This is a genomic window from Polyangium jinanense, from assembly GCF_028435365.1.
The window spans coordinates 159,289-177,990 of record NZ_JAGTJJ010000011.1 but is presented as its reverse complement, the minus strand read 5'-3'; the positions used below and the strand labels follow the sequence as shown (position 1 = coordinate 177,990).

The following is an 18,702-nucleotide window of genomic DNA, read 5'->3' as shown; positions in this document are numbered from 1 at the left end:
AGCAGAACGGTCCGTCCGCACGAGGGCTCGGAGTGCAGGCAAGGCGAGATCGGGGTGCTACCCTCGCGCCCGCGATGAAGCTGCTCGTGACCGGCATCGCCGGGTTCATCGGATCCCACCTGGCGGAACGTCTCCTCGATCGAGGCGACACCGTCGTCGGCCTCGACAGCTTCGATCCCTTCTACGCACGCTCGATCAAGGAGCGAAATCTCGCCCGCATCCGAGGCCGCGCCCACGTCGTCGAGGCTGACCTCCTCGACGACGCCGCCGTCACGGATCTCCTTTCGGCTACGGACTTCGACGCCGTCGTTCACCTCGCGGGCCTCGCGGGCGTGCGCCCGAGCCTCGCCGCGCCGTCGCGTTACCAGCGCGTGAACGTCGAGGGCACGATACGCCTCGCCGAGCTCGCCCGCGCGCGGGGTGTCACCCGTTTCGTGTTCGCGTCGAGCTCGTCGGTCTACGGAGCGAGCAAGCGCCTGCCCTTCGCCGAGGACGACCGCGCCGACGAGCCGATGAGCCCGTACGCCGCAAGCAAGCGCGCCGCCGAGCTCGTGCTTCGCACCCTCGTGCACACGCACGGCCTCGGGGTCACGTCGCTCCGTTATTTCACGGTCTACGGACCGCGGCAGCGACCCGAGATGGCCATTCACGCGTTCTGCCGCGCCATCGATCGCGGCGAGACGATCGAGCTCTACGGCACGGGGGAGGCGAGCCGCGACTACACCTACGTCGACGACGTGATCGACGGCACGGTGCGCGCGATCGATCAGGTCGGCGAGGGCTACCGCGTCTACAACCTCGGCGCCGGGGGTACGCCGACGACGTTGAACGAGGTCGTCGCGCTGCTCGCCGAGGCCCTCGGCAAGCCCGCGCGCGTGCATCGTGGTCCTTCGATCGTCGGCGACGTCGAGCACACGATCGCGGACATCGGCGCGGCCCGCGCGGCGCTCGGGTACGAGCCGAAGACGGCGATTCGCGAGGGGATCCGCAAATTCGTGGACTGGTATTCCCGGACCTAGTCACCGCGCCTTCGGCCGCGCCCCGCTTGCCCGATGGTGCGTGCGTTTCCTCTTTCGGGGCACGAGCTCCGGCACCGGCCCGTATTTCACCAGAATCTCGCCGAGCACCTCGTCGGGCAGCGTCCGCGAGAGCGCGATGACCGCGTGGCGTAAACTCTCGTCGGGGTCGATGACCAGGTCGACGAGCTCCACGTCTCCTTCGAGCGCCTCGGCGATACGTTGCAGCGTCTCGACGGTGGGGTTCGCGAGCCCGTGCTCGATGCTCGAAATGTGACCCTTGTTGGCGAACGACTCGCCGGGCGCGTGACCTTCGGCCACTTCCTCCTGGGTCAGCCCGGCGGCGAGCCGGAATGCCTTCAAGCGCTCGCCGATCGTGAGGAAGAGCTTCTTGGGGCGGACTCTGCGCGGCATGTGCTCCTCGCTACTTCTCGATCGACGTGCTGCGCCGAGCGCGTGAGGGTGGTATCGCCTTCTTTAAGGTCGTGCTTCCCATGCCGATGTTCCCTCTCTCTGACTCCAAGATCCTCGTCACGGGCGGCGCCGGGTTCCTCGGCTCGCACGTCGTGGAAGTGCTGAAAGCGCGTGGCGCGCGGCAGATCGTGGTCCCCCGTTCGGCCGAGTTCGATCTGACGGACGCCCACGCGACGCGATCTCTCTTCGAAACGCACCGCCCCGACCTCGTCTTGCATCTGGCCGCGCGTGTTGGCGGCATCGGCGCGAATCGCCGCCATCCCGGCACCTTCTTCCGCGACAACATGGCCATGGGCCTGCACGTCCTCGAAGAAGCGCGGCGCGCAGGGACGCCCAAGGTTGTTGTCGCCGGTACCATTTGTGCCTATCCGAAATTTGCTCCGGTACCGTTCCGGGAGGAGGACCTCTGGAACGGGTATCCGGAGGAGACGAATGCGCCGTACGGGATCGCCAAGAAGGCGCTGCTCGTGATGGCGCAGGCGTACCGGAAAGAGTTCGGGTCGAAGTTTGTCGTCGTCTTCCCGGTGAACCTCTATGGGCCGCGGGACAACTTCGACCTCGAGGATTCCCACGTGATCCCCGCGATGATCCGGAAGTTCGTGGAGGCTCGGCTGCGTGGGGAGCGGTCGGTCGTGCTCTGGGGCGACGGGTCGCCGACGCGGGAGTTCCTTTATGTGGAGGACGCGGCGGAGGGGCTCGTGCGGGCGGCGGAGCGGTACGACGGCGAGGAGCCGGTGAACCTCGGCGCGGGGCGCGAGGTGTCGATGCGGGATCTTGCGGCGACGATCGCGAAGGCGTGCGGGTACGACGGGGACATCGTGTGGGATACCTCGCGCCCGAACGGTCAGCCGCGCCGGATGCTCGACGTGTCGCGGGCGCGCGAATGGTTCGGGTTCGAGGCGCGGACGGCGCTGGAAGAGGGGCTCGCGAAGACGATCGGCTGGTACGAGGAGAATCGGGGCCGGATCGTCGAAAAATCGTGATCCTGGTCCGCTCTGCGGCTGCGCGGGGCCAGATGAGGCGTGATCCTCGTGGGCTCCCGGGAACACGTGAGGGTAGGCATGTGCGATCTTTGCCCGCGCGGATGCCGAGCGGGGTCAGAGCAGACGTGATCTTGCCGAGGTCACGGGGTGTCGGGGGGCAGGATCGATCCGAATTTCGAGGAGCTCACGCCGTGAGCGGGGGTAGGTGAGGGAGGTTTCGGCCTCTTCCCGACGATGCACGGGGGTAGGTGACGCTGGAGGGCCTCGGGGAGAGGAACTTGTGGTAAGAGACCGCGCACTTCCGCTTGTCCCGCACGAACGAAGGTCCTTATGATCACGCGTCTTTTGCAACGGCTGCGCGAGCATGCCCCCTGGGTCGGGCTCGTTCTGGGGCTCCTGCTCGGCGTCGTGTTCGGTGCCACTTACTTTCCGTCGGCCGGGCATGACGATAGCCACATCACGTTCTGGGTCTCCCATGCGCTCGCCCGGTTCGGGGCGATCGTCAACTACAATGGGGCCCCCATCGAGCAAAGCTCGAGCTTCTCGCTCGTGGTGTGGCTGGCGCTCGCCGAGAAGCTCACGGGCGCGGGGGCGCCGATCCTCGGCTGGATCACCAGCATCGGCTGCGCGGCGCTCGCCCTCGGGGTCGTGACGGTCCTCGCGCGCGGCGTGTCCCCGCGGCTCTCGCCGCTCGCGGCGCCGCTGCTCGCGACGAGCCTGTGTTTTCTGTACTGGAGCACGAGCGGCATGGAGACGTCGATGACGGCGCTCTTCGGCGTGCTCGCCGTGCTCGTGCTCGCCCGGTACGTCGAGAGCGAGCCGAGCGAAACGGCCGGGCGTGGTCAGACCGTTCGCGCCCTCGCGCCCGTCGTCCTCGTCTCCGCGGGTTTCGCCGGCGCGCGGCCCGAGTCGCCCGTCGTTTTGCTGGCGCTCGCGGCGACGGCGGCGACGTATTCGTTTTTGCTTCGCACGCTCGACAAGACGGCAGAGGCGCGGCGTCGTTTTCTTCGGAGCCTGCACGTCCTCGGCGCGGCGATCACGCCCGTGGTCGTGCTGGCCGTGTCGCGGAAGGTGGCCTTCGGCAGCGCCGTGCCGAACCCCGCGAGCATGAAATCGGGGGGCTTCGACTTCGACAACGGGCTTCGTTACGCGCAAGCGGGCTTCCAAGAGACGAATTCGGCATACGTGCCCCTCCTTTGCGTGGCGCTCGGTATGGTCGCCTGGGGCGTGGTGAAGCGCCGGCTGCCGATGTCCGTGGTGCTCACGGCGGCGCTCGCGTTCGCTTCGACGGCGTTCGTCCTGATGAGCGGGGGCGATTGGATGACGGGTGCGCGGTTCCTCGTGCCCGCCATGCCGGCGTACGTCGTGCTCATGCTCTTCGCGATCGACCGCGCGTCGCAAGAGCGGGCGGCGGCGGTGGGCTTTCTGTTCGGCGCGACGCTGCTTTGGCTCAACGTGAACGCCGTGATCGATTTTGGTCGGTCGCCGTTGAACATGAGCCACAGGTGGGCCGAGGCCAGGAAACAGGCACGCGCGGCCCGCGAGAAACCCGGCATGGCGGCCTTCTCGTTCCCGGAGATCGCGAACCGCCCGCACCGCCGCGACGCGAAGCTCTTGCCCGCGTTCCTGGAGACGCTCGAAAAGCTCGGCCCGACGCGCGAGCAGCCCCTCTCGTTCATCTCGGGCCAGGCGGGGATGGTGCCGTTTCACGTGGTGCAGAAGTATTACGGCGCGCTGCACTTCCTCGACCAGTACAACCTATCGTCGAAGGAGCTCGCGAACTGCGTGCCCGCGCGCGCGCAGCAGCGCCTCGTGCACGGGGTGCATATCGAGCTCAAGTACATCATCGAGCACGCAAAGGAGCTCGAACAGAGGTGCAACCTCACCCCGCCGGTGATCATCTTCGACGCGGGGAGGCCGCCCGTGTGGCTGTCGAAGTACGGCTATCAGGTGATCTACGACGACCACGAGGATCTGCCGGCGTACATCGCGGTGCACACCTCGGTCGCGGAGCGGCTGCGGAAATAGAGGCGGTCAGGGATACGCGCGGGCCGCGGCGCGCACGACCCCCCTGCAACTTGCCCCTGGATGTACTAGTCTCCCGCCCGCGGGCGACGGATCCCGCCCGTTTGCCTGGATCTTTCCTCGATGCTCCTCGAAATCGTCGTCGCCGCGGCCGAAGCCATCAAGGCCAGCCTGCCCCTGCTCGCCGGTCTGATCCTCGGCGCGGTCCTCTTGCTCTTCCTCGAGCGTTTCCTCGCCGGCCGCGTCTCCCCGGTCGTCAAGCGCGTCCTTTACGCGATCGTCCTCCTCGGTGGGATCGGCGCGGGGCTCGCCCTCGCGTGGAAGATCCGATGGCTGTGTGACGACGCGTTCATCTCGTTCCGATACGCGCGCAACTTCTCGCGCGGCGAGGGCCTCGTCTTCAACCCGGGCGAGTGGGTCGAGGGATACACGAATTTTCTGTGGACGCTGGTGCTCGGGCTGCTCGCCAAGGTCCGGGTCTCGATCCCGCACGCCGGGCTCTTCGGCAACCTCGCGGCGTACGTGTTTGCGATCGTGTTCGTGGCGCTCGTCGTGCGCAAGGCGAGCCCGAAGCCCGCGATCATTCCGTTCGCCGCGCTTTGCCTCGCCGGGAGTCGGCCGTTTTATACGTTCGCCTCGTCGGGCCTCGAAACGATGCCCGCCGCGATGCTCGTGGCCGTGGGCATGTGGGCCTCGCTCCGCAAGAATGGCGCATTCGGAGCGGGGCTCGCATTCATCGCCGCCGCGCTCACGCGGCCGGATCACCTGCTCCTCTACGGATGCATGGGCCTCGCGATCGTCGCCGAGGACCTGATTCACCACGAGGAGCGGCCGTTCTGGAAGCGGCTCGATCTCCGCCGGTATTTCGCGTACGGCGCGCCGCTCGTCCTGTTCTACGTTCCGTATTTCCTCTGGCGCTGGCGCGCGTACGGCGATTTCTTTCCGAATACCTATTACGCCAAGTCGGGGAACCTGACGTACTGGTCGCAGGGTCTCGTCTACGCGACGCATTTCCTCTTCACGAGCGGCGCGGTGATCTGGATCCCGCTCTTCCTCCTCGCGCTCGCCGGGCGGTCTCGCAATCGGGCCGAGACGCGCCTCCGGATCTTCGCGCTGCTCTCGCTCCTCGTCTATGGCCGCTACGTCGTGAAGGTCGGCGGCGATTTCATGGAGCACCGGTTCTTCGTCTCGCTGCTGCCGATCCTCGCGGTCGGGACCGAGGTCTCGCTCCGGTATCGGCTGCGCGAGCTCGCCGGGCCAGCGCGGGCGCTCGTCGGCTCGGTCGCGGCGCTCGCCGTCGCGGTCGCCGTCCTGCCCGTCCGCGTGCTCAAGCCCTACGAGAAGCGCTGGAACCTCGCCGAGGAGAATACGTTCTACCCGGTGAAGAACGTCTTTCCGTTCGAATCCGGTTCGATCTACGCGGGCATGGGCGAGCGGGTCCACAAGACGTTCATCGCCCGCGGGCTCCGGCCCAAGCTCTCGATCGATTGCATCGGCCTCGTGGGCTGGTACGCGGATCTGCCGATCGTCGACGCATACGGTCTCGCGAACCGGCGCATCGCGCACAAGTCGATCGAGAAGCGCGGGCGGCCGGGGCACGAGAAGCGCGGCTCGCTGGAGGATTTGCTCGCCGAGGGCGCGGTGGTGGATCTCGGCAATCCCTGGGGCGAGAAGTTCAAGGAGGAGACCCGCGCGAACGTCGACGGGAGCACGTTCCATTTCCTGCGCTGGGACCCCGACCTCGTGAAGGCGCTGCGCACCGTCAAGAACACCCAGATCCCGGATCCGGCGCGCGACATCGCGGTGCTCGCGCGCACGGGCACGCGGAGCGATCTCCTCGAGTCGCTCGCGTTTTACGAGGTTTTCCTGGAGCGTCATCCGGACCGGGAGAAGCTGCTCGGCGAGCTCCGGGGGCAAATCGGCGAGGTCGCCGATTTCGAGGGCCATCTGCCCGCAGGCGCAGCAATGAAAGGCGCGGGGCTGCGCATCGAGAAGATGCGGCGCATGGGCGCGACGGGCAAGAGTCTGCTCGTCTCGCTGCCAGACGCGGGAGGCGGCACGGGGACCCTGGAGATCGATCTCGGCGTCCTCGCAAAGCCGGAGCTTCGTTTCGCGCTCGGCGGCAAATCGAGCCCCGGCGTGCGCGTGGAGCTCGTGGTCGATGGCGCGACCCAGCGCACGGCACGCCCGCGCGCCGACCGGCAGCTCGTGCCCGAGGCCTGGCAAATCGAGGATCTGCAGGGCCGCCGCGCGTCGCTCCGGATCGTCGACGAGGACAAGGCGCCCGGGAGCGGTCTCTACATCGACGGGATTCACTGGTCCAGCGGGACAAAGGAAGACATCCGCGCGCGGCTCCGGTCAGGCGTGCCGGGCAATGGGGTCGAGCTGTTCCGCGCAGCTCTCACCGAGCTACCGGAGAACGATCCCGACGTGATCGCATTCGCAGCGCGATTCGCCATCCATTACAGCTTCGACGAGGTCTTCCCCGAGGGAACCGAAATCACAGGCACGGCGTTCGGCAAGGCGCCCGCGACAGGCCCGACAGGCAATCAGCAGGAGATCACGGGCTTCCTCGGCCGCGCGCTCGCGAACGGATACCACGGCGGCGACGCAGCAAAGGGCAAGGTCGCGCTCCCGATGCTGACACTCGACGGCCAGCCCATTCACGTGCTCGTAGGCGGCGGCAAGGATTGCCAGAAGACGTTCGTAGGCCTGGAGGTCGACGGGCGCATCGTGGCGCGGTCCTGCGGCAAGAACGACGAGATCCTCCGGCCCACCGAGCTCTCGACGAGCGCATACGCAGGCAAGCAGGGGCGCGTCGTGATCGTAGACGAGTCAAACGGGAACTGGGGGCACATCCTCGCAGATGACGTGCTCATGCCCGCACCCCCGCAGGCCGCGCGCGTGAACTGAGGTTTCTTCTGGCGGCCGCCGCGCCGGGGCTCTGCCCCGGGCCCCGCGGGGGCTGTTCGCCCCTCGACCCGAACCAGGGCAAGCCCTGGACCATTGTGGAAGAACTGCGCTCCGCGCAGTTCTTCCACGGGCCGGTGGCAAGACCAAGGACGGCATTGCCGGTCGAAATGGCTGCGCGGCTGTTTCGATGGGCAGGGTTGTAGCTGGTCTTGACTCGGCCTGTTCGATGAACTGCGCGTTGCGCAGTTCATCGACCCCGGGTCCAGCGCTTGCGCTGGTCCGGGTCCAGGGGCGGATAGCCCCTGGTGGGGCCTGGGGCAGAGCCCCAGCGAAGCGCCCCCCAGAAGCTCAGGGCGGGAGGGGGATTGCGGAGAGGCCGGGGCGGCGGCGATAGAGCTCCATCGCGTTGAAGGGCCCGTAACGCCGGCGGTGCGTGACGAGGTCGAAGGCGCGCGTGACGCCTGCGGGTTTGCCGATTTCTTTGCAGCCCTCTTCCAGGACCACGAAGTGGGCATGCGCGAGGAGGGCCTCGGCCTCGTCCTTGGTCTTTGCGGGCTTGAACGGTGCGGGGAAGCCGATCGGGCCGAAGGGCAGGACGCGCAGGTCCCGCACGCGGAAGAGGCCCTTGGCCGGCGCCTTTGCCGTGCAGCTCAGGACTGCGGTCAGGTCGTCGAAGGGCGCCTGGATGGGCTCCTCCGGGACCTTGCCGAGCAGCCCCTGACCGATGGTCTTGCGCTCGCGGAGATGGGTGACGAAGTCCCAGAAGAGAAGATCGGCTGCGATCGAGTTTGCGCCGTCGCTCTCCTTATCGGGCTCGGCGAAGACGTGCGTCACGCCGAGATCGCGCAGCATCGTGCGGACCCCCTCGGTCGAGCCTGCGGCACCGTATTCCACGCCGAATTGCCAGAGGTAGGCGTCGAGCACCGTGTGCCGCATCGTCCCGAGGTGGGCGTGGTGGTCGGGCCAGATATGCAGCAGCAGCCGGGATTGGGGCGGCGTCGCCTGGCCGACCTCCTGCCAATGTTGCTGGATGCCGAAGCGCGCGTCGTGTTTCTTCTCGAAACCGGCGCTCAGGAGGTCGATGCTGTTCTTGAGCGGCGAGCGCGCGTGGGCGTGCGTCTGGATGAAGTATACGTCGCCGCCCCACACGATTTGCAGCCCGAACAAAGTCGCGAGGGCGACACGCGCGCCCGTGCCGAACGCGCGCCACACGGAGAGCGCGATCGCCGCCGTGACTGCCGCCATGTACGGCATGAGCGCCTGGAGGTAGCGGTCCTGGTGATGGACGGAGTACCAGATGAAGATGCCGACGTGTACGAGCAGGACGACGAGCCAGATTCGTTTCGCCTTCTTCAGGAAGGGGAGACAGCCGAGCAGCAGCGTGAACATCGAGCCGAAGACCGGCACCTTCCCGTGGAACTTGGGCCAGTCATTCGGGACGAACGAGAAATCGACGAGCGCGACGAGGGTCTGGAGGAGCCCCTTGAGATCGCGGGTCGGCTTCCAGAGCAGGCCCTCGGCATAACCGTATTTGAATCGATACGCGGCCTGATCCGTGAAGGGGTGCGCGTGCAGCTTGGCGCCGAGCAGCGGATAGAAGGGGTCGCCGTAGAAGAGCAGGTTTTTGAGCCATAGCGGCGAGCTCGCTGCGAGCCCGACGCCGCCGAGCAAGAGCGGCGCGACGAGCCAGCGGCGCCCGAGATTGGGCTCGGCGCGCCCCCGGAACGATTGCACCCCGAGCATGGCCCCTCGAATCACGACGAGCGCGAGCGGCGCCGGCACGAGCATGATGGCCACCGTCTCCTTCGTGAGCGCCGCGGCGGCGCAGAGGACGCCGAGAAGCGAGACGTACCGGAGGTCGAGGTCGCGCAGCGCGCGGAAGAGGACGAGCACGACCGCCGTCCCGAACATCGCACCGACGTGGTCGGCGCCGCCGCAGACGGAGCTGTCGTAGAGCAGGACGCCGGGGAAGAGGAACCGCGCGGCCCAGATCCAGCGAGGATCGGCGCGCGGCACGAGCCGCCGCACGAGGGCTGGGATGCCGACGACGGTCGTCATCACGAACAGGCCAAACTCGAGATGCGCTGCGAGCGTCATCTTGTCGAAGAGGCGCCCGGGGACGAGGAAGGCCCACGTGTAAAGGTACGAAGTGAAATGCGGGCGGGCCGTGAAGACCCACCCCTCGACCGCAGGCCGTATGGCGCCCTGCACCACGTACTGCTCGGCGAGGGCCAGGTGTTTCCACCGCGAATCGAACTGGATGTTCGATGGGGTGATCACGTAAAAATAAATCATCCCCAGGCCGAGCAGGCCGAACGCGAGGGCGAGCGCGGCCGGCCCGAGCTTGGGCCGGGTCGGGGCGGAGCGGGCGAAGACGCGGCGGATGTGAAGCGCGTGCTGGTAGAGCGGCAGGGCGACGGCGGCGAGGAGCGCGACGGGCAGGACGAAAAACGTGGCCGTGCGGTAGAGTCCGAGCAGGCCGATGATGAACATCAGGATCTCGAAGCCGTAGACCCCGAGCGCCATCGAGACCATTGCATGCTCGAGAAGCGGCATCCGCACCCGGAAGACCCGATGGAGCGCGACGTGGCCGAGGCCGTAGCTGGCCATTCCCACGACGAGGGTGCCGAGCCAGTAGCCGGCGTACCGCCAGAAGAGCCACTTCGGGATCGGGTAGTGTTGGTGGACCACCCAACCGAAGACGCCGATCCCCGCCACGAGCGCCAGCGTGACCAGGGCCTGACGCAAGCGCGCGAGACGTCCGCTCTGCGCGGGAGGTCCGACCGACTCCGCCGTTTCGACCGATTCCATTGGCGACGGAGGTACTCGCCGGCCCTGCCTGCGTCAAGCTGGATCCCGGCTCAGTCGCTGCCCTCGCGCTTGCGTGCCCAGATCTCCAGCTTCTTCCACGCGCCGTGGCTCCTGCGCTCGACGAGTTGTTCGAAGCGCTCCAGAAGCTCGGGGGGCTTTTGTTGCTCGTAACATTGCTTCTCGAGGACCGCGTATTCCGTGACCGGGAGGAGCTTCTCCGCCGCCTCTTTCGTGGCGGCCTCCGCCTGCGGCGCCGGGAATTCGCGCGCGTTCGGGCCATAAGGCAGGATGTGCAGGTCCGTCACGCGATAGAGCCCGCGTGGAGGCGCGTCCTTCGAGCAGCCGAGGACGAGGGCCACGTCGCGGAAGGGGGCCGTGATCGGCGCGTCCGTCACGCGACCGAGGATGCCGCCCTCCACGATGCGGCGCTCTTCGAGCCCGCTCCGCGCGTATTCCCAGAACAGGATGTCGGCGGCGATCGAGTTCGAGCCGTCGCTTTCTTTTTCGGGCGCGACGAACGCGTGGGTGACGCCGAGCTCGCGGAGGCGCTTGCGTACACCCTCGGGTGAGCCGGCGCGGCCGTATTCGATACCGAACTGCCAGAGGTAATTGTCGAGCACCGTCGGGACGCCGGTGCCGAGGTGGCCGTGATGGGTGTGCATGAGGTGCAGGAGCAGGCGTGATCCGGGCGGGATCTGGGCGCCGACGGTCTGAAAGCGGTTCTGGACGGCGAAACGCTCCTCGAATTTCTGATCGAATCCGCTGCTGAGCAGGTCGATCACCTGCTTGGGCGGCGATTTCGCGAAAACGTGGGTCTGGAAGAAGTAGACGTCGCCGCCCCACACCACTTGCAATCCCACGAGCCCGAAGAGCGCGGCCCGCGCCGGGCGGCCCGATGCGCGGTACAGGGAGAGCGCGAGCGCCGCGGTGACGGCCGCCATCAGCGGGAGCTGCGCCTGGAGGTAACGGTCCTGGTGGTTGACGGCATACCACGTGAAGATCGCCACGTGGATCCACGCGACGAGGAGCCAGACGTGCTTGTTTACGCGCACGAGGAGCAGGGACGGGAGCAGGAGCGTGAAGAGCGAGCCAAAGACGGGGACGTCGCCGTGGAATTTGCTCCAATCATTCGGCAGAAAGGAGAAGAGGCCGAGCGCGCTCACCGTCTCGGCGAATCCCTGGAGGTCCCGCGAAGGCGCCCACATCTTCCCTTCCAGGTATCCGTACTGGAATCGATAGGCCGCGTCCTCCGAGAATGGGTGCAGGTCGAGGAAGCGGTGCGAGAGGGGATAAACCGGGTCGCCATAAAAGACGAAGTTCTTCAGCCAAAGCGGCGACGTGGCGACGAGGGCGGCGAGGCCGAAGACGAGCGGGGCGGCGAGGGCGGGGCGCGCGGGTTTTCCCTCCCGGCGGGCCTTTCCGGCGGCGTGGATCGATTGCACGAGGAGCGCGAGCGCCGGGAAGGGGACCAGCATGATCGCCACGGTCTCCTTCGTGAGCGCCGCGCCCGCCGCGAGCAGGCCGAGGAGGGCGGCGCGGCGCGGATCGAGGTCGCGAAGGACGCGGAAGAGGCAAAGCGCGATCGGCACGGCGAACATGGCCCCGACGTGATCGGCGCCGCCACTCACGGAGCTGTCGTAGAGCAACACGCCCGGGAAGAGGAAACGGACAGCCCAGATCCAGCGAGGATCGACGCGCGGGACGAGGCGCCGGACGAGCACGGGGAGGAAGAAGACGGTGGTGACGAGGAAAATCGCGAATTCGAGGTGGGCCGCGAGGACCATGCGGTCGAAGAGGCGGCCACCGGGCAGGAGGAAGGCCCAGGTGTAGAGATACGAGCTGAAATGGGGGCGCGCCGAGAAGACGAAGCCCTCGATCGAGGGGTGCACGCCGCCGTGAAGGACGTAATCCTCGGCGAGCGCCATGTGTTTCCACCGCGCGTCGAACTGGACATTGTGCGGGGTGAGGACGTTGACGTACACGAGCCCGAGCCCGAGGAGGCCAAACGCGAGCGCGAGGATCGCCCCGGTCGAGAGGCGCGGCGCGCGGCGCGAGGCCCGCGCAAGGACGCGGCGCACGTGGGCGAGGTGGCGCGCGAGGGGCACGGAGACGGCCGCGAGGAGGAGGAGCGGCAAAAGGAAAAAGGTCGGCGCGCGATAAAGCTGGAAAATACCGGCGAGGAAGACGAGGATTTCGTACCCGAAGACGCCGACGGCGAGGGCGGTGATCGCGTGCTCGCACAGCGGGAGGCGCAAGGAGAAGGCGCGGCGGACGAGGACGTGGCCGAGGCCGTAGGAGGCGGCGAGGACGACGAGCACGCCGAGCCAGGCGCCGGCGTAATGCCAAACGAGCCACTTCTGAATGGGGTAGTGGCCGTGGACGACCCTGCCAAACAGGACGGTGCCGGCGAGGAGCACGAGGGTCGTGGCGGCCCCGGCCAGGCGCGGGCCCACGCGGCCCTGGATCCGAGCATCTCCCTCGACCATGGAGCGCGAGGGCGTAGCCGCCGAAGGGGGCGGCGTCAAGCGCGGGTCAGCGTCGATACGGGGTGACGTACCCCTCGCGGCGCAGCGTGTGTGTGGCGAGCAAGCGGCGCATGAGCGCGAGCGGCGGCATGAGGCGGACCGGGTCGTCCGCGAGGCTGTTCGTCTCGCTTGGGTCCGCGGCGAGGTCGTAGAGCTCCACGGTGCGGTTGCGATCGTCGACGATGAGCTTCGTCGCGTCGCGCAGGACGAGAGCGCGCTTGAGGCGCGTCTCGGCGACGATCGGGCGCGTGAGCTTGGGGCTTTCGCCGCGCAGGAAGGGTACGAGGCTCTGGCCCATGAAGCTGCCGGGGGTCTCGGCGCCGAAGAGGTCGAGGATCGTCGGGCCGAGGTCCACGAGCGTGACGGGCTCGTCGACCACGCGCGGCGCGACGTTCCTGGCCCGCACGATGAGCGGAACGCGCAAGAGCTCGTCGTAGAGCGAGTTCGCGTGCGTCCAGTGCCCGTGCTCGCCGAACGCCTCGCCGTGATCACTCGTCAGGACGACGGCGGCGCGCGCGGCGAACGGCGAGCGCTCGATCGCGTCGAGCAGGCGGCGGACGTGACCGTCGACGAGGATGAGCTCGCGGAGGTGGCGCTCGAACGCGGTGCCCGAGGTGCCGGCGAGGTCGTAGGGGGCGTGCGCATCGAGGAGATGGATGTACAGGAAAAACGGCTCGTCGCGCACCTGCGCGAGCCGCGCGAGCGCCGCGTCGACGAGGGGCTTCCCCATGTGCCAGTGGTGCTTGCCGGGGCGGAGATAGGTCTCCTCCGAGAAGCCCCGCACGATCCCGAATCGATTGACGAGCCAGGGCGTGGCCGCGAACGTGATCGTGGAGACGCCGCCGGCGCGGAGGAGCTCGGGGAACCGGGTGGATTCGTCCTTCTCGGGCCAGAGCCCGTGGGCGTGGGGGGCGGTTACCTCGGTCCAGTATTGCTGCGAGAAGTACGTGCCCGCGAAGAGCGACGCGAGGCTGTAGACCGTCTGCGAGCCGGCGGAGCGAGCATTTTGGAAATACACGCCCTGCGCGCGGAGGGCGGCGAGCGTGGGGAGTTGGTCGTCGTACTTGCCGGACGCGAGGAAATCGTTCCGGAGGCAATCGATGCTGAGGAGAATGACCGCCGGATGGGGTGGCAATACCGGGGGCGATCCGGGCGGGACGGGGGGCGCGTTTTTCCGGTCGACGAACCACGGGGCCATTTCGGGAGGCACGGGGACGTCTTCGGGGAGCATGTTCTCCTGGAGTGCGCTGAGGAATGGCGGCAGGAGCGAGCCGGACGGGCTGAGCAGGGCCACGACCACGGAGGGCCGCGGGGGGACGACGAGCGAGGTGGCCGCGGCGAGCGAGGCCACCGCGAGGAGGGGGACGCGGAGCGGGCGCAGCCGGGAGGCGAGGGAGGCGAGGCGCGCCGGCAAGACCGCGCCAGCGAGGGCCGCGGCGACGAGCGCCACGCCGGCGGAGGCGACGAAGAGGCGCGCGCTCGCATAATCGCCTTCGAGGAGGACGGGGTTCACCGAGAGGACGGCCATGCCACTGGCAATGGCGATCCAGCGTAGGAAGGGGCGCGCGGCGAGGCGGCCGAGCAGGACGGCGACGGGGACGGCGAGCGAAAAGAGGGCGACGAAGGTCACGAGCAGGGCAGGCTTCACCCAGGCCTTGCCCGAGGCGAGCCGCTCGGCCGCGTTCCTGAGGTCGCCGGGCAAGAGAAGGGCGCCGAAGGCGAGCGAGAGGGCGACGAGAAGGGCGGCGGAGGCGCGCGGTCGCGCTCGGCCGAATCGAACGTGGAGGCCCACGAGGCCGGCCCACGCGAGGCCGAGGGCGAGGAAATGCCCGGCGTCGAAGCTGTGATGCAGGACGCGCGTGACGAGGCGCGGCGGCATGGCCAAGGACCGCGTGATGGTGATCGCATTCGTGACGGCCGCGGTGATCCAGGCGAGGAGGACCGCGTCGGGGCCGGTGACGGAAGTCCGCTGGGGCTCGGCTTTGTTCAACGTCGTGTCATCGGCACGGGACACAGATGCCACGAAAGCACGTTGGGTGGGGACGGACAAGGGGAGAGGTGCAGGGCGTCACCTGGCCCGGAAGGGGGCGCGTTGCTGGAGGAGCCGCGCCGGGCATGCGCCCATCGTCGCCTCAAGAGGTTCGTCCAGGAACACTCGGTTTGTCCCCGAACGGTGGCGGCGCCAGGTGCCACCCGACAAACCCCATGGCCGCCACGCCCACGTAGATCACGAGGAACACCACGAGCCCGTAGATCACGCCCGTATCCGCGGGGTGGCCGAGCGCCGGGAAGACGACCGAAAAAAAGAGCTCGCGCACGCCGAGGCCCGAGACCGAGATGGGCAAGAGGCCGAGCAGGCTCGCGACCGCGAGGAGGCAGACGACATCATAGACCGCGAGGTCGAGGTGGAGCGATTGCGCGATGAGATACCCCTGGAGGTAATTCACGCCGAACGCGAGGATCGTGAGGAGCACCGAGGACGCGAGGTGCCTCGGGCGCTGGGCCCGGAGGGCGACGAGAAAACGGTCGAAGCCCTCGCCGGTGGGATCCCCCGGCATTTTCTTGTAAACGGCCCGCATCGCCGTCTGCGCGAAGGACGGGACGAACAGCACGAGCGGGCCGAGCGCCGTGAGGAGGACGCCGCCCCAGGTGAAGAGCGCGAGATCCCCGACGACGACCGAGCTCCACCGCGCCACGCCGATCGCCACGAACGCGACGAGCACGTAAAGATCGCAGAGCCTGTCGACCACGACGACGGCGACGCCCTCGGAATACGGCATCCCGAGGTCGTGGCGGAAGTATTGCGCGCGGAGCACGTCGCCCACGCGGCCCGGGGTGAAGAGGCCGACGTAGATCGTCGCGAGGAAGCTGAGCCAGGCGCGCTTCCGCGGGTATTCATAGCCGCGGGCGGCGAGGAGCACGCCGGTGCGCAGCATTTTCAGCCAGCAGACGCCGGCGTTCAGCAAGAACGCGAGGCCGAGCGGCAGGAGCGAGGCCGAGAGGAGCGCGTCCCACGCCTTTTGCGTGTCACGCACGCGCAGGAGCACGACCACGAGCAAGACCGGGCCCACGAGGCGCACGGCGAGCCGCGCGAGCGAGCGCGGTGCGCCCTTTTTCGAGGCCTCGTTCGGGGAAGGGTCGCTCACGGGCGCCTCGGTTTCTCGCACGAAGCGCCGCCTGTCAAGATCAGCGGAGCGAGTCCGTGATCACCTTGAAGCGACGCTCCGCCATGATCGCGTCGTCGTCCGAGCGCTGGATCAGCACCGAAATGGTGAGCTTGCCCTTGCGCAGGACGTAGATCTCGGTCCGCATCGACTCCTTCGCGAGCGTGAACTCGAGCCGCGTGCCCTCGACGTTCTCGCCGCGCAGGCGCCGGGTCGCGGTGGTGCCGCTGCCCGGGTGAAACTGGCCGCCGCGCGAGCGCATCTCCTTCTCGATGCCCTCGACGAGCGACTGGCTCAGCGTCGCGGGGTCGACGTCCACCGAATAGATCTGGATCATCAGGAACGTCGAATCGGCCGCCTCGACCGTGATGCTCGTGACGCCCGTGGACCTCTCCTCCTCCAGGGTCATTTCTTTCGGATACCGGAAGGAGATCCCGTTCGCCTGGTATTGCAGGACCTGCTTCGACCGGATCGTGGCCTCGAAGCGCTCGCCGCCGATCTGCACCTCGAACGGTTTGCCGTCGGCCACGGAGTAGACTTTGCCTCCGATCGAAAGCTCGAACTGATCCCCGGGGCTCGTGACGTCGGGCCCGACCGGCTCACCACTCGGCTCGGCCTCCGCGACCGCGACCGTGGGCGCCGCGCTGCCCGGGCTCTCCGCAGGCTTCGCGGGCCCGCAAGCCGCGGCAAAAAGACCGAGGACGGCGTAAATGGCAGGACGCGCGTTTGCCCACATCGGGTCCCCTACTGACCTTTTTTCCGCGCGGGCGTCAAGCATCGAGTACGCTCGCGCGCGTCCATGCACGAGGCCGATGCGAGGCGATTCATCGAGGAAAACACGACGCCGTGCGCGCCGCCGCTCCTGCCCGAGATCCGGCTCCGGCTGGCGACGGAGGTGACGCCGCTCTGGCGCGCCACGGAGGCGTTTCTCCGGACGCACGGGATCGAGCCGCCATTCTGGGCGTTTGCCTGGGCCGGCGGGCAAGCGCTCGCGCGGCTCGTGCTCGATCAGCCGGAGCTCGTGCGTGGCAAGGCCGTGCTCGATCTGGCCGCGGGCTCGGGCCTCTGCGCGATCGCCGCGGCGCGCGCAGGGGCGAGGCGTGTCGTCGCCGTGGATACGGATCCGCTGGCCGGCGTGGCGATCTCGATGAACGCGGAGGACGCGGGCGTGACCGTGGAAGCGCACGTCGAGGACGCGCTCGTTCGCGCGGGTTTGCCGCCGTGGGCCGAGGGGGCGGAGGTGGTGCTGGCGGGGGACGTTTGTTACGACGCGGCGATGACGCGCGTGGTTTGGCCGTGGCTCGAGGCGCGCGCGGCCGAGGGGAGGACGGTGCTGCTCGGGGACCCGGGGCGCGCGTATCTGCCATCCGAGGGGATCGAGGAGATCACGAGGTACCGGGTGCCGGTGATCGACGATGTGGAGGGGACGACGGACAAATGGGGCGTCGTGTACCGCGTGGCGCTTGCGGGGGGTGGGGCGTCCGTGGCTTGATGGGGCGTCCACGGGGAGCGGATGGTGCAGCTCGACAAACAGGAACTCTTGAAGGAGCTTCGTACGCGGCTAGCGGACGAGCTCGCCACGATGGCGCGGATCGCCCACGAGGCGGCCGCGGCCGCGTCACACGAGGAAAACAAGCCCGAAAACGACAAGGACATGCGCTCGACCGAGGCGTCCTACATCGCGCGGGGCCAAGCCGAGCGAGCGCGGGAGCTCGAACGGTCGCTCGCGCTGCTGGGCGTGATCCATGTGCGCGCGTTTGCGCCGGGCGACGGGATCGCAGCGACGGCGCTCGTGACGCTTTTGCACCGGGGAGCGAAGCTCGTCTGCTTCGTGTTGCCCGCGGCGGGCGGGCAACGCGTAAAGGTGGGCGGTACCGAGGTGCAGGTGGTGACGCCGACGAGCCCGCTCGGCGCGGCGTTGATGGGTTTGTCGGAAGGCGACGAAGCGGAGGTTCCGACGCCGCAGGGGACGAAGGTGTACGAGGTGGCGGAAGTGCGTTAGCGGGAGGGGCGCGCCTCCGCGTGGCGGCAGATCGCCACGAGCGACGATCCGATGGGCATATCGAATCGCCGGAGGAGGGCTCGTTCGAGGTCCATCACCGCGCCGAAGGCGGCGTTGATCGGAGCCGGAGGCGGCGCGACCCGATAATGCGCCTTTTCCGGCACGCCTCGCCGCAGCCGATCGCCGATCCGCTGGGCCGCAAGGACGGGCAACAGCAGCGACGTGAAATAAGAGATTCTCTCCGCCTCGAACCCTCCGGCGCGCAGCGCTTCGAGCAAGGTGTGGCGGACGTATCTCCGCCGGTGATGCACCGACACGTCGTGGGAGCTCCAGAGAAAGGGCAGGGCGGGTACGGTCACGAGCAAGAGCCCATCGGGGCGGAGGAGGCGCTTCAGGGCGAGGAGCGCCGGAACCTCCTCGTCGAGGTGTTCGAGGACGTCGAGGAGCGTGATCCCATCGAAGGTCCCTTCCACCGGCAGCGCGTCGGGCAGGCTGCCCACCCGCGCGTCGTAGCCGAGCTCGTCACGCGCGAACGCCGCCGTCTGCGCGTCCGGCTCCACCATGATCACCTCGCCGTACCGACGCATTTCGCGCGTGATGAGGGAGCTCGCGCCGCCCACGTCGAGGAGCCGCAAGGGCCGCCGCGCCGGCAATTCTTTCTCCAGGATCTCGAGGAGCAGGGTACGGCGCGCGACCCGCCAGAAATGGTCTTTTTCGAGGGCGAACAGGGCGTCGTAGGCGGAGCGGTCCATGATGGGATGACCTCGCGGGCGGGGGCGTTCCGGGGCG

The 18,702-nt window shown here is 68.2% G+C and carries 13 protein-coding genes; 6 read left to right on the top strand and 7 right to left on the bottom strand.

Annotated features, from left to right (window positions below; all coding sequences use genetic code 11):
- Window positions 1-74: 74 nt before the first annotated feature.
- Entirely contained in the window at window positions 75-1,019 is a 945-nt protein-coding gene (locus tag KEG57_RS21550; protein WP_272423872.1) for an NAD-dependent epimerase/dehydratase family protein, read from the top strand.
- Here KEG57_RS21550 and KEG57_RS21545 read toward each other — a convergent pair whose 3' ends face one another.
- Entirely contained in the window at window positions 1,020-1,430 is a 411-nt protein-coding gene (locus KEG57_RS21545; protein ID WP_272423873.1) for a helix-turn-helix domain-containing protein, read from the bottom strand.
- An 86-nt stretch (window positions 1,431-1,516) separates the two neighbouring features.
- Here KEG57_RS21545 and KEG57_RS21540 point away from each other — a divergent pair, with 86 nt between their 5' ends.
- The 3 genes from KEG57_RS21540 to KEG57_RS21530 all read left to right on the top strand — a co-directional run bounded on the left by KEG57_RS21540 (window position 1,517) and on the right by KEG57_RS21530 (window position 7,411).
- Window positions 1,517-2,473, top strand: a complete 957-nt coding sequence (locus KEG57_RS21540) for a GDP-L-fucose synthase family protein (RefSeq protein WP_272458744.1) — start codon at window positions 1,517-1,519, stop codon at window positions 2,471-2,473.
- A 330-nt stretch (window positions 2,474-2,803) separates the two neighbouring features.
- Window positions 2,804-4,501 carry a hypothetical protein gene (locus KEG57_RS21535; RefSeq protein WP_272423877.1) on the top strand — a complete coding sequence of 566 codons (1,698 nt, stop codon included), beginning with the start codon at window positions 2,804-2,806 and terminating at the stop codon, window positions 4,499-4,501.
- Window positions 4,502-4,621: 120 nt separating this feature from the next.
- Window positions 4,622-7,411 (top strand): glycosyltransferase family protein, encoded by a 2,790-nt coding sequence (locus tag KEG57_RS21530; RefSeq protein WP_272458743.1) that lies wholly within the window; start codon window positions 4,622-4,624, stop codon window positions 7,409-7,411.
- Between the two features lie 348 nt (window positions 7,412-7,759).
- Here KEG57_RS21530 and KEG57_RS21525 read toward each other — a convergent pair whose 3' ends face one another.
- From KEG57_RS21525 to KEG57_RS21505, 5 genes are all read right to left on the bottom strand, one after another.
- Window positions 7,760-10,222, bottom strand: a complete 2,463-nt coding sequence (locus KEG57_RS21525; RefSeq protein ID WP_272458742.1) for a glycosyltransferase family protein — start codon at window positions 10,220-10,222, stop codon at window positions 7,760-7,762.
- Between the two features lie 50 nt (window positions 10,223-10,272).
- Entirely contained in the window at window positions 10,273-12,708 is a 2,436-nt protein-coding gene (locus KEG57_RS21520; protein WP_272458741.1) for a hypothetical protein, read from the bottom strand.
- Between the two features lie 46 nt (window positions 12,709-12,754).
- Window positions 12,755-14,761, bottom strand: a complete 2,007-nt coding sequence (locus tag KEG57_RS55660) for a sulfatase family protein (RefSeq protein WP_272458740.1) — start codon at window positions 14,759-14,761, stop codon at window positions 12,755-12,757.
- A 118-nt stretch (window positions 14,762-14,879) separates the two neighbouring features.
- Window positions 14,880-15,893, bottom strand: coding sequence for a lysylphosphatidylglycerol synthase transmembrane domain-containing protein (locus tag KEG57_RS21510; protein WP_272458739.1), 1,014 nt, complete (start codon window positions 15,891-15,893; stop codon window positions 14,880-14,882).
- A 40-nt stretch (window positions 15,894-15,933) separates the two neighbouring features.
- Complete coding sequence (locus KEG57_RS21505) at window positions 15,934-16,647, bottom strand: hypothetical protein (protein WP_272423886.1); 714 nt, start codon at window positions 16,645-16,647, stop codon at window positions 15,934-15,936.
- A gap of 63 nt (window positions 16,648-16,710) precedes the next feature.
- On the opposite strand from KEG57_RS21505, the gene KEG57_RS21500 reads away from it, so the two are divergent.
- Entirely contained in the window at window positions 16,711-17,403 is a 693-nt protein-coding gene (locus KEG57_RS21500) for a class I SAM-dependent methyltransferase (RefSeq protein WP_272423887.1), read from the top strand.
- Between the two features lie 21 nt (window positions 17,404-17,424).
- Entirely contained in the window at window positions 17,425-17,913 is a 489-nt protein-coding gene (locus tag KEG57_RS21495) for a GreA/GreB family elongation factor (RefSeq protein WP_272458738.1), read from the top strand.
- On the opposite strand, the gene KEG57_RS21490 is transcribed toward KEG57_RS21495, so the two are convergent.
- Window positions 17,910-18,665, bottom strand: a complete 756-nt coding sequence (locus tag KEG57_RS21490; protein WP_272423890.1) for a class I SAM-dependent methyltransferase — start codon at window positions 18,663-18,665, stop codon at window positions 17,910-17,912. The genes KEG57_RS21495 and KEG57_RS21490 overlap by 4 nt on opposite strands.
- Between the last annotated feature and the right edge of the window lie 37 nt (window positions 18,666-18,702).

Coding starts and splice junctions, on each gene's coding strand:
- KEG57_RS21550 (WP_272423872.1), top strand. CDS start 75: ATGAAGCTGCTCGTGACCGGCATCGCCGGGTTCATCGGATCCCACCTG.
- KEG57_RS21545 (WP_272423873.1), bottom strand. CDS start 1,430: ATGCCGCGCAGAGTCCGCCCCAAGAAGCTCTTCCTCACGATCGGCGAG.
- KEG57_RS21540 (WP_272458744.1), top strand. CDS start 1,517: ATGTTCCCTCTCTCTGACTCCAAGATCCTCGTCACGGGCGGCGCCGGG.
- KEG57_RS21535 (WP_272423877.1), top strand. CDS start 2,804: ATGATCACGCGTCTTTTGCAACGGCTGCGCGAGCATGCCCCCTGGGTC.
- KEG57_RS21530 (WP_272458743.1), top strand. CDS start 4,622: ATGCTCCTCGAAATCGTCGTCGCCGCGGCCGAAGCCATCAAGGCCAGC.
- KEG57_RS21525 (WP_272458742.1), bottom strand. CDS start 10,222: ATGGAATCGGTCGAAACGGCGGAGTCGGTCGGACCTCCCGCGCAGAGC.
- KEG57_RS21520 (WP_272458741.1), bottom strand. CDS start 12,708: ATGGTCGAGGGAGATGCTCGGATCCAGGGCCGCGTGGGCCCGCGCCTG.
- KEG57_RS21505 (WP_272423886.1), bottom strand. CDS start 16,647: ATGTGGGCAAACGCGCGTCCTGCCATTTACGCCGTCCTCGGTCTTTTT.
- KEG57_RS21500 (WP_272423887.1), top strand. CDS start 16,711: ATGCACGAGGCCGATGCGAGGCGATTCATCGAGGAAAACACGACGCCG.
- KEG57_RS21495 (WP_272458738.1), top strand. CDS start 17,425: ATGGTGCAGCTCGACAAACAGGAACTCTTGAAGGAGCTTCGTACGCGG.
- KEG57_RS21490 (WP_272423890.1), bottom strand. CDS start 18,665: ATGGACCGCTCCGCCTACGACGCCCTGTTCGCCCTCGAAAAAGACCAT.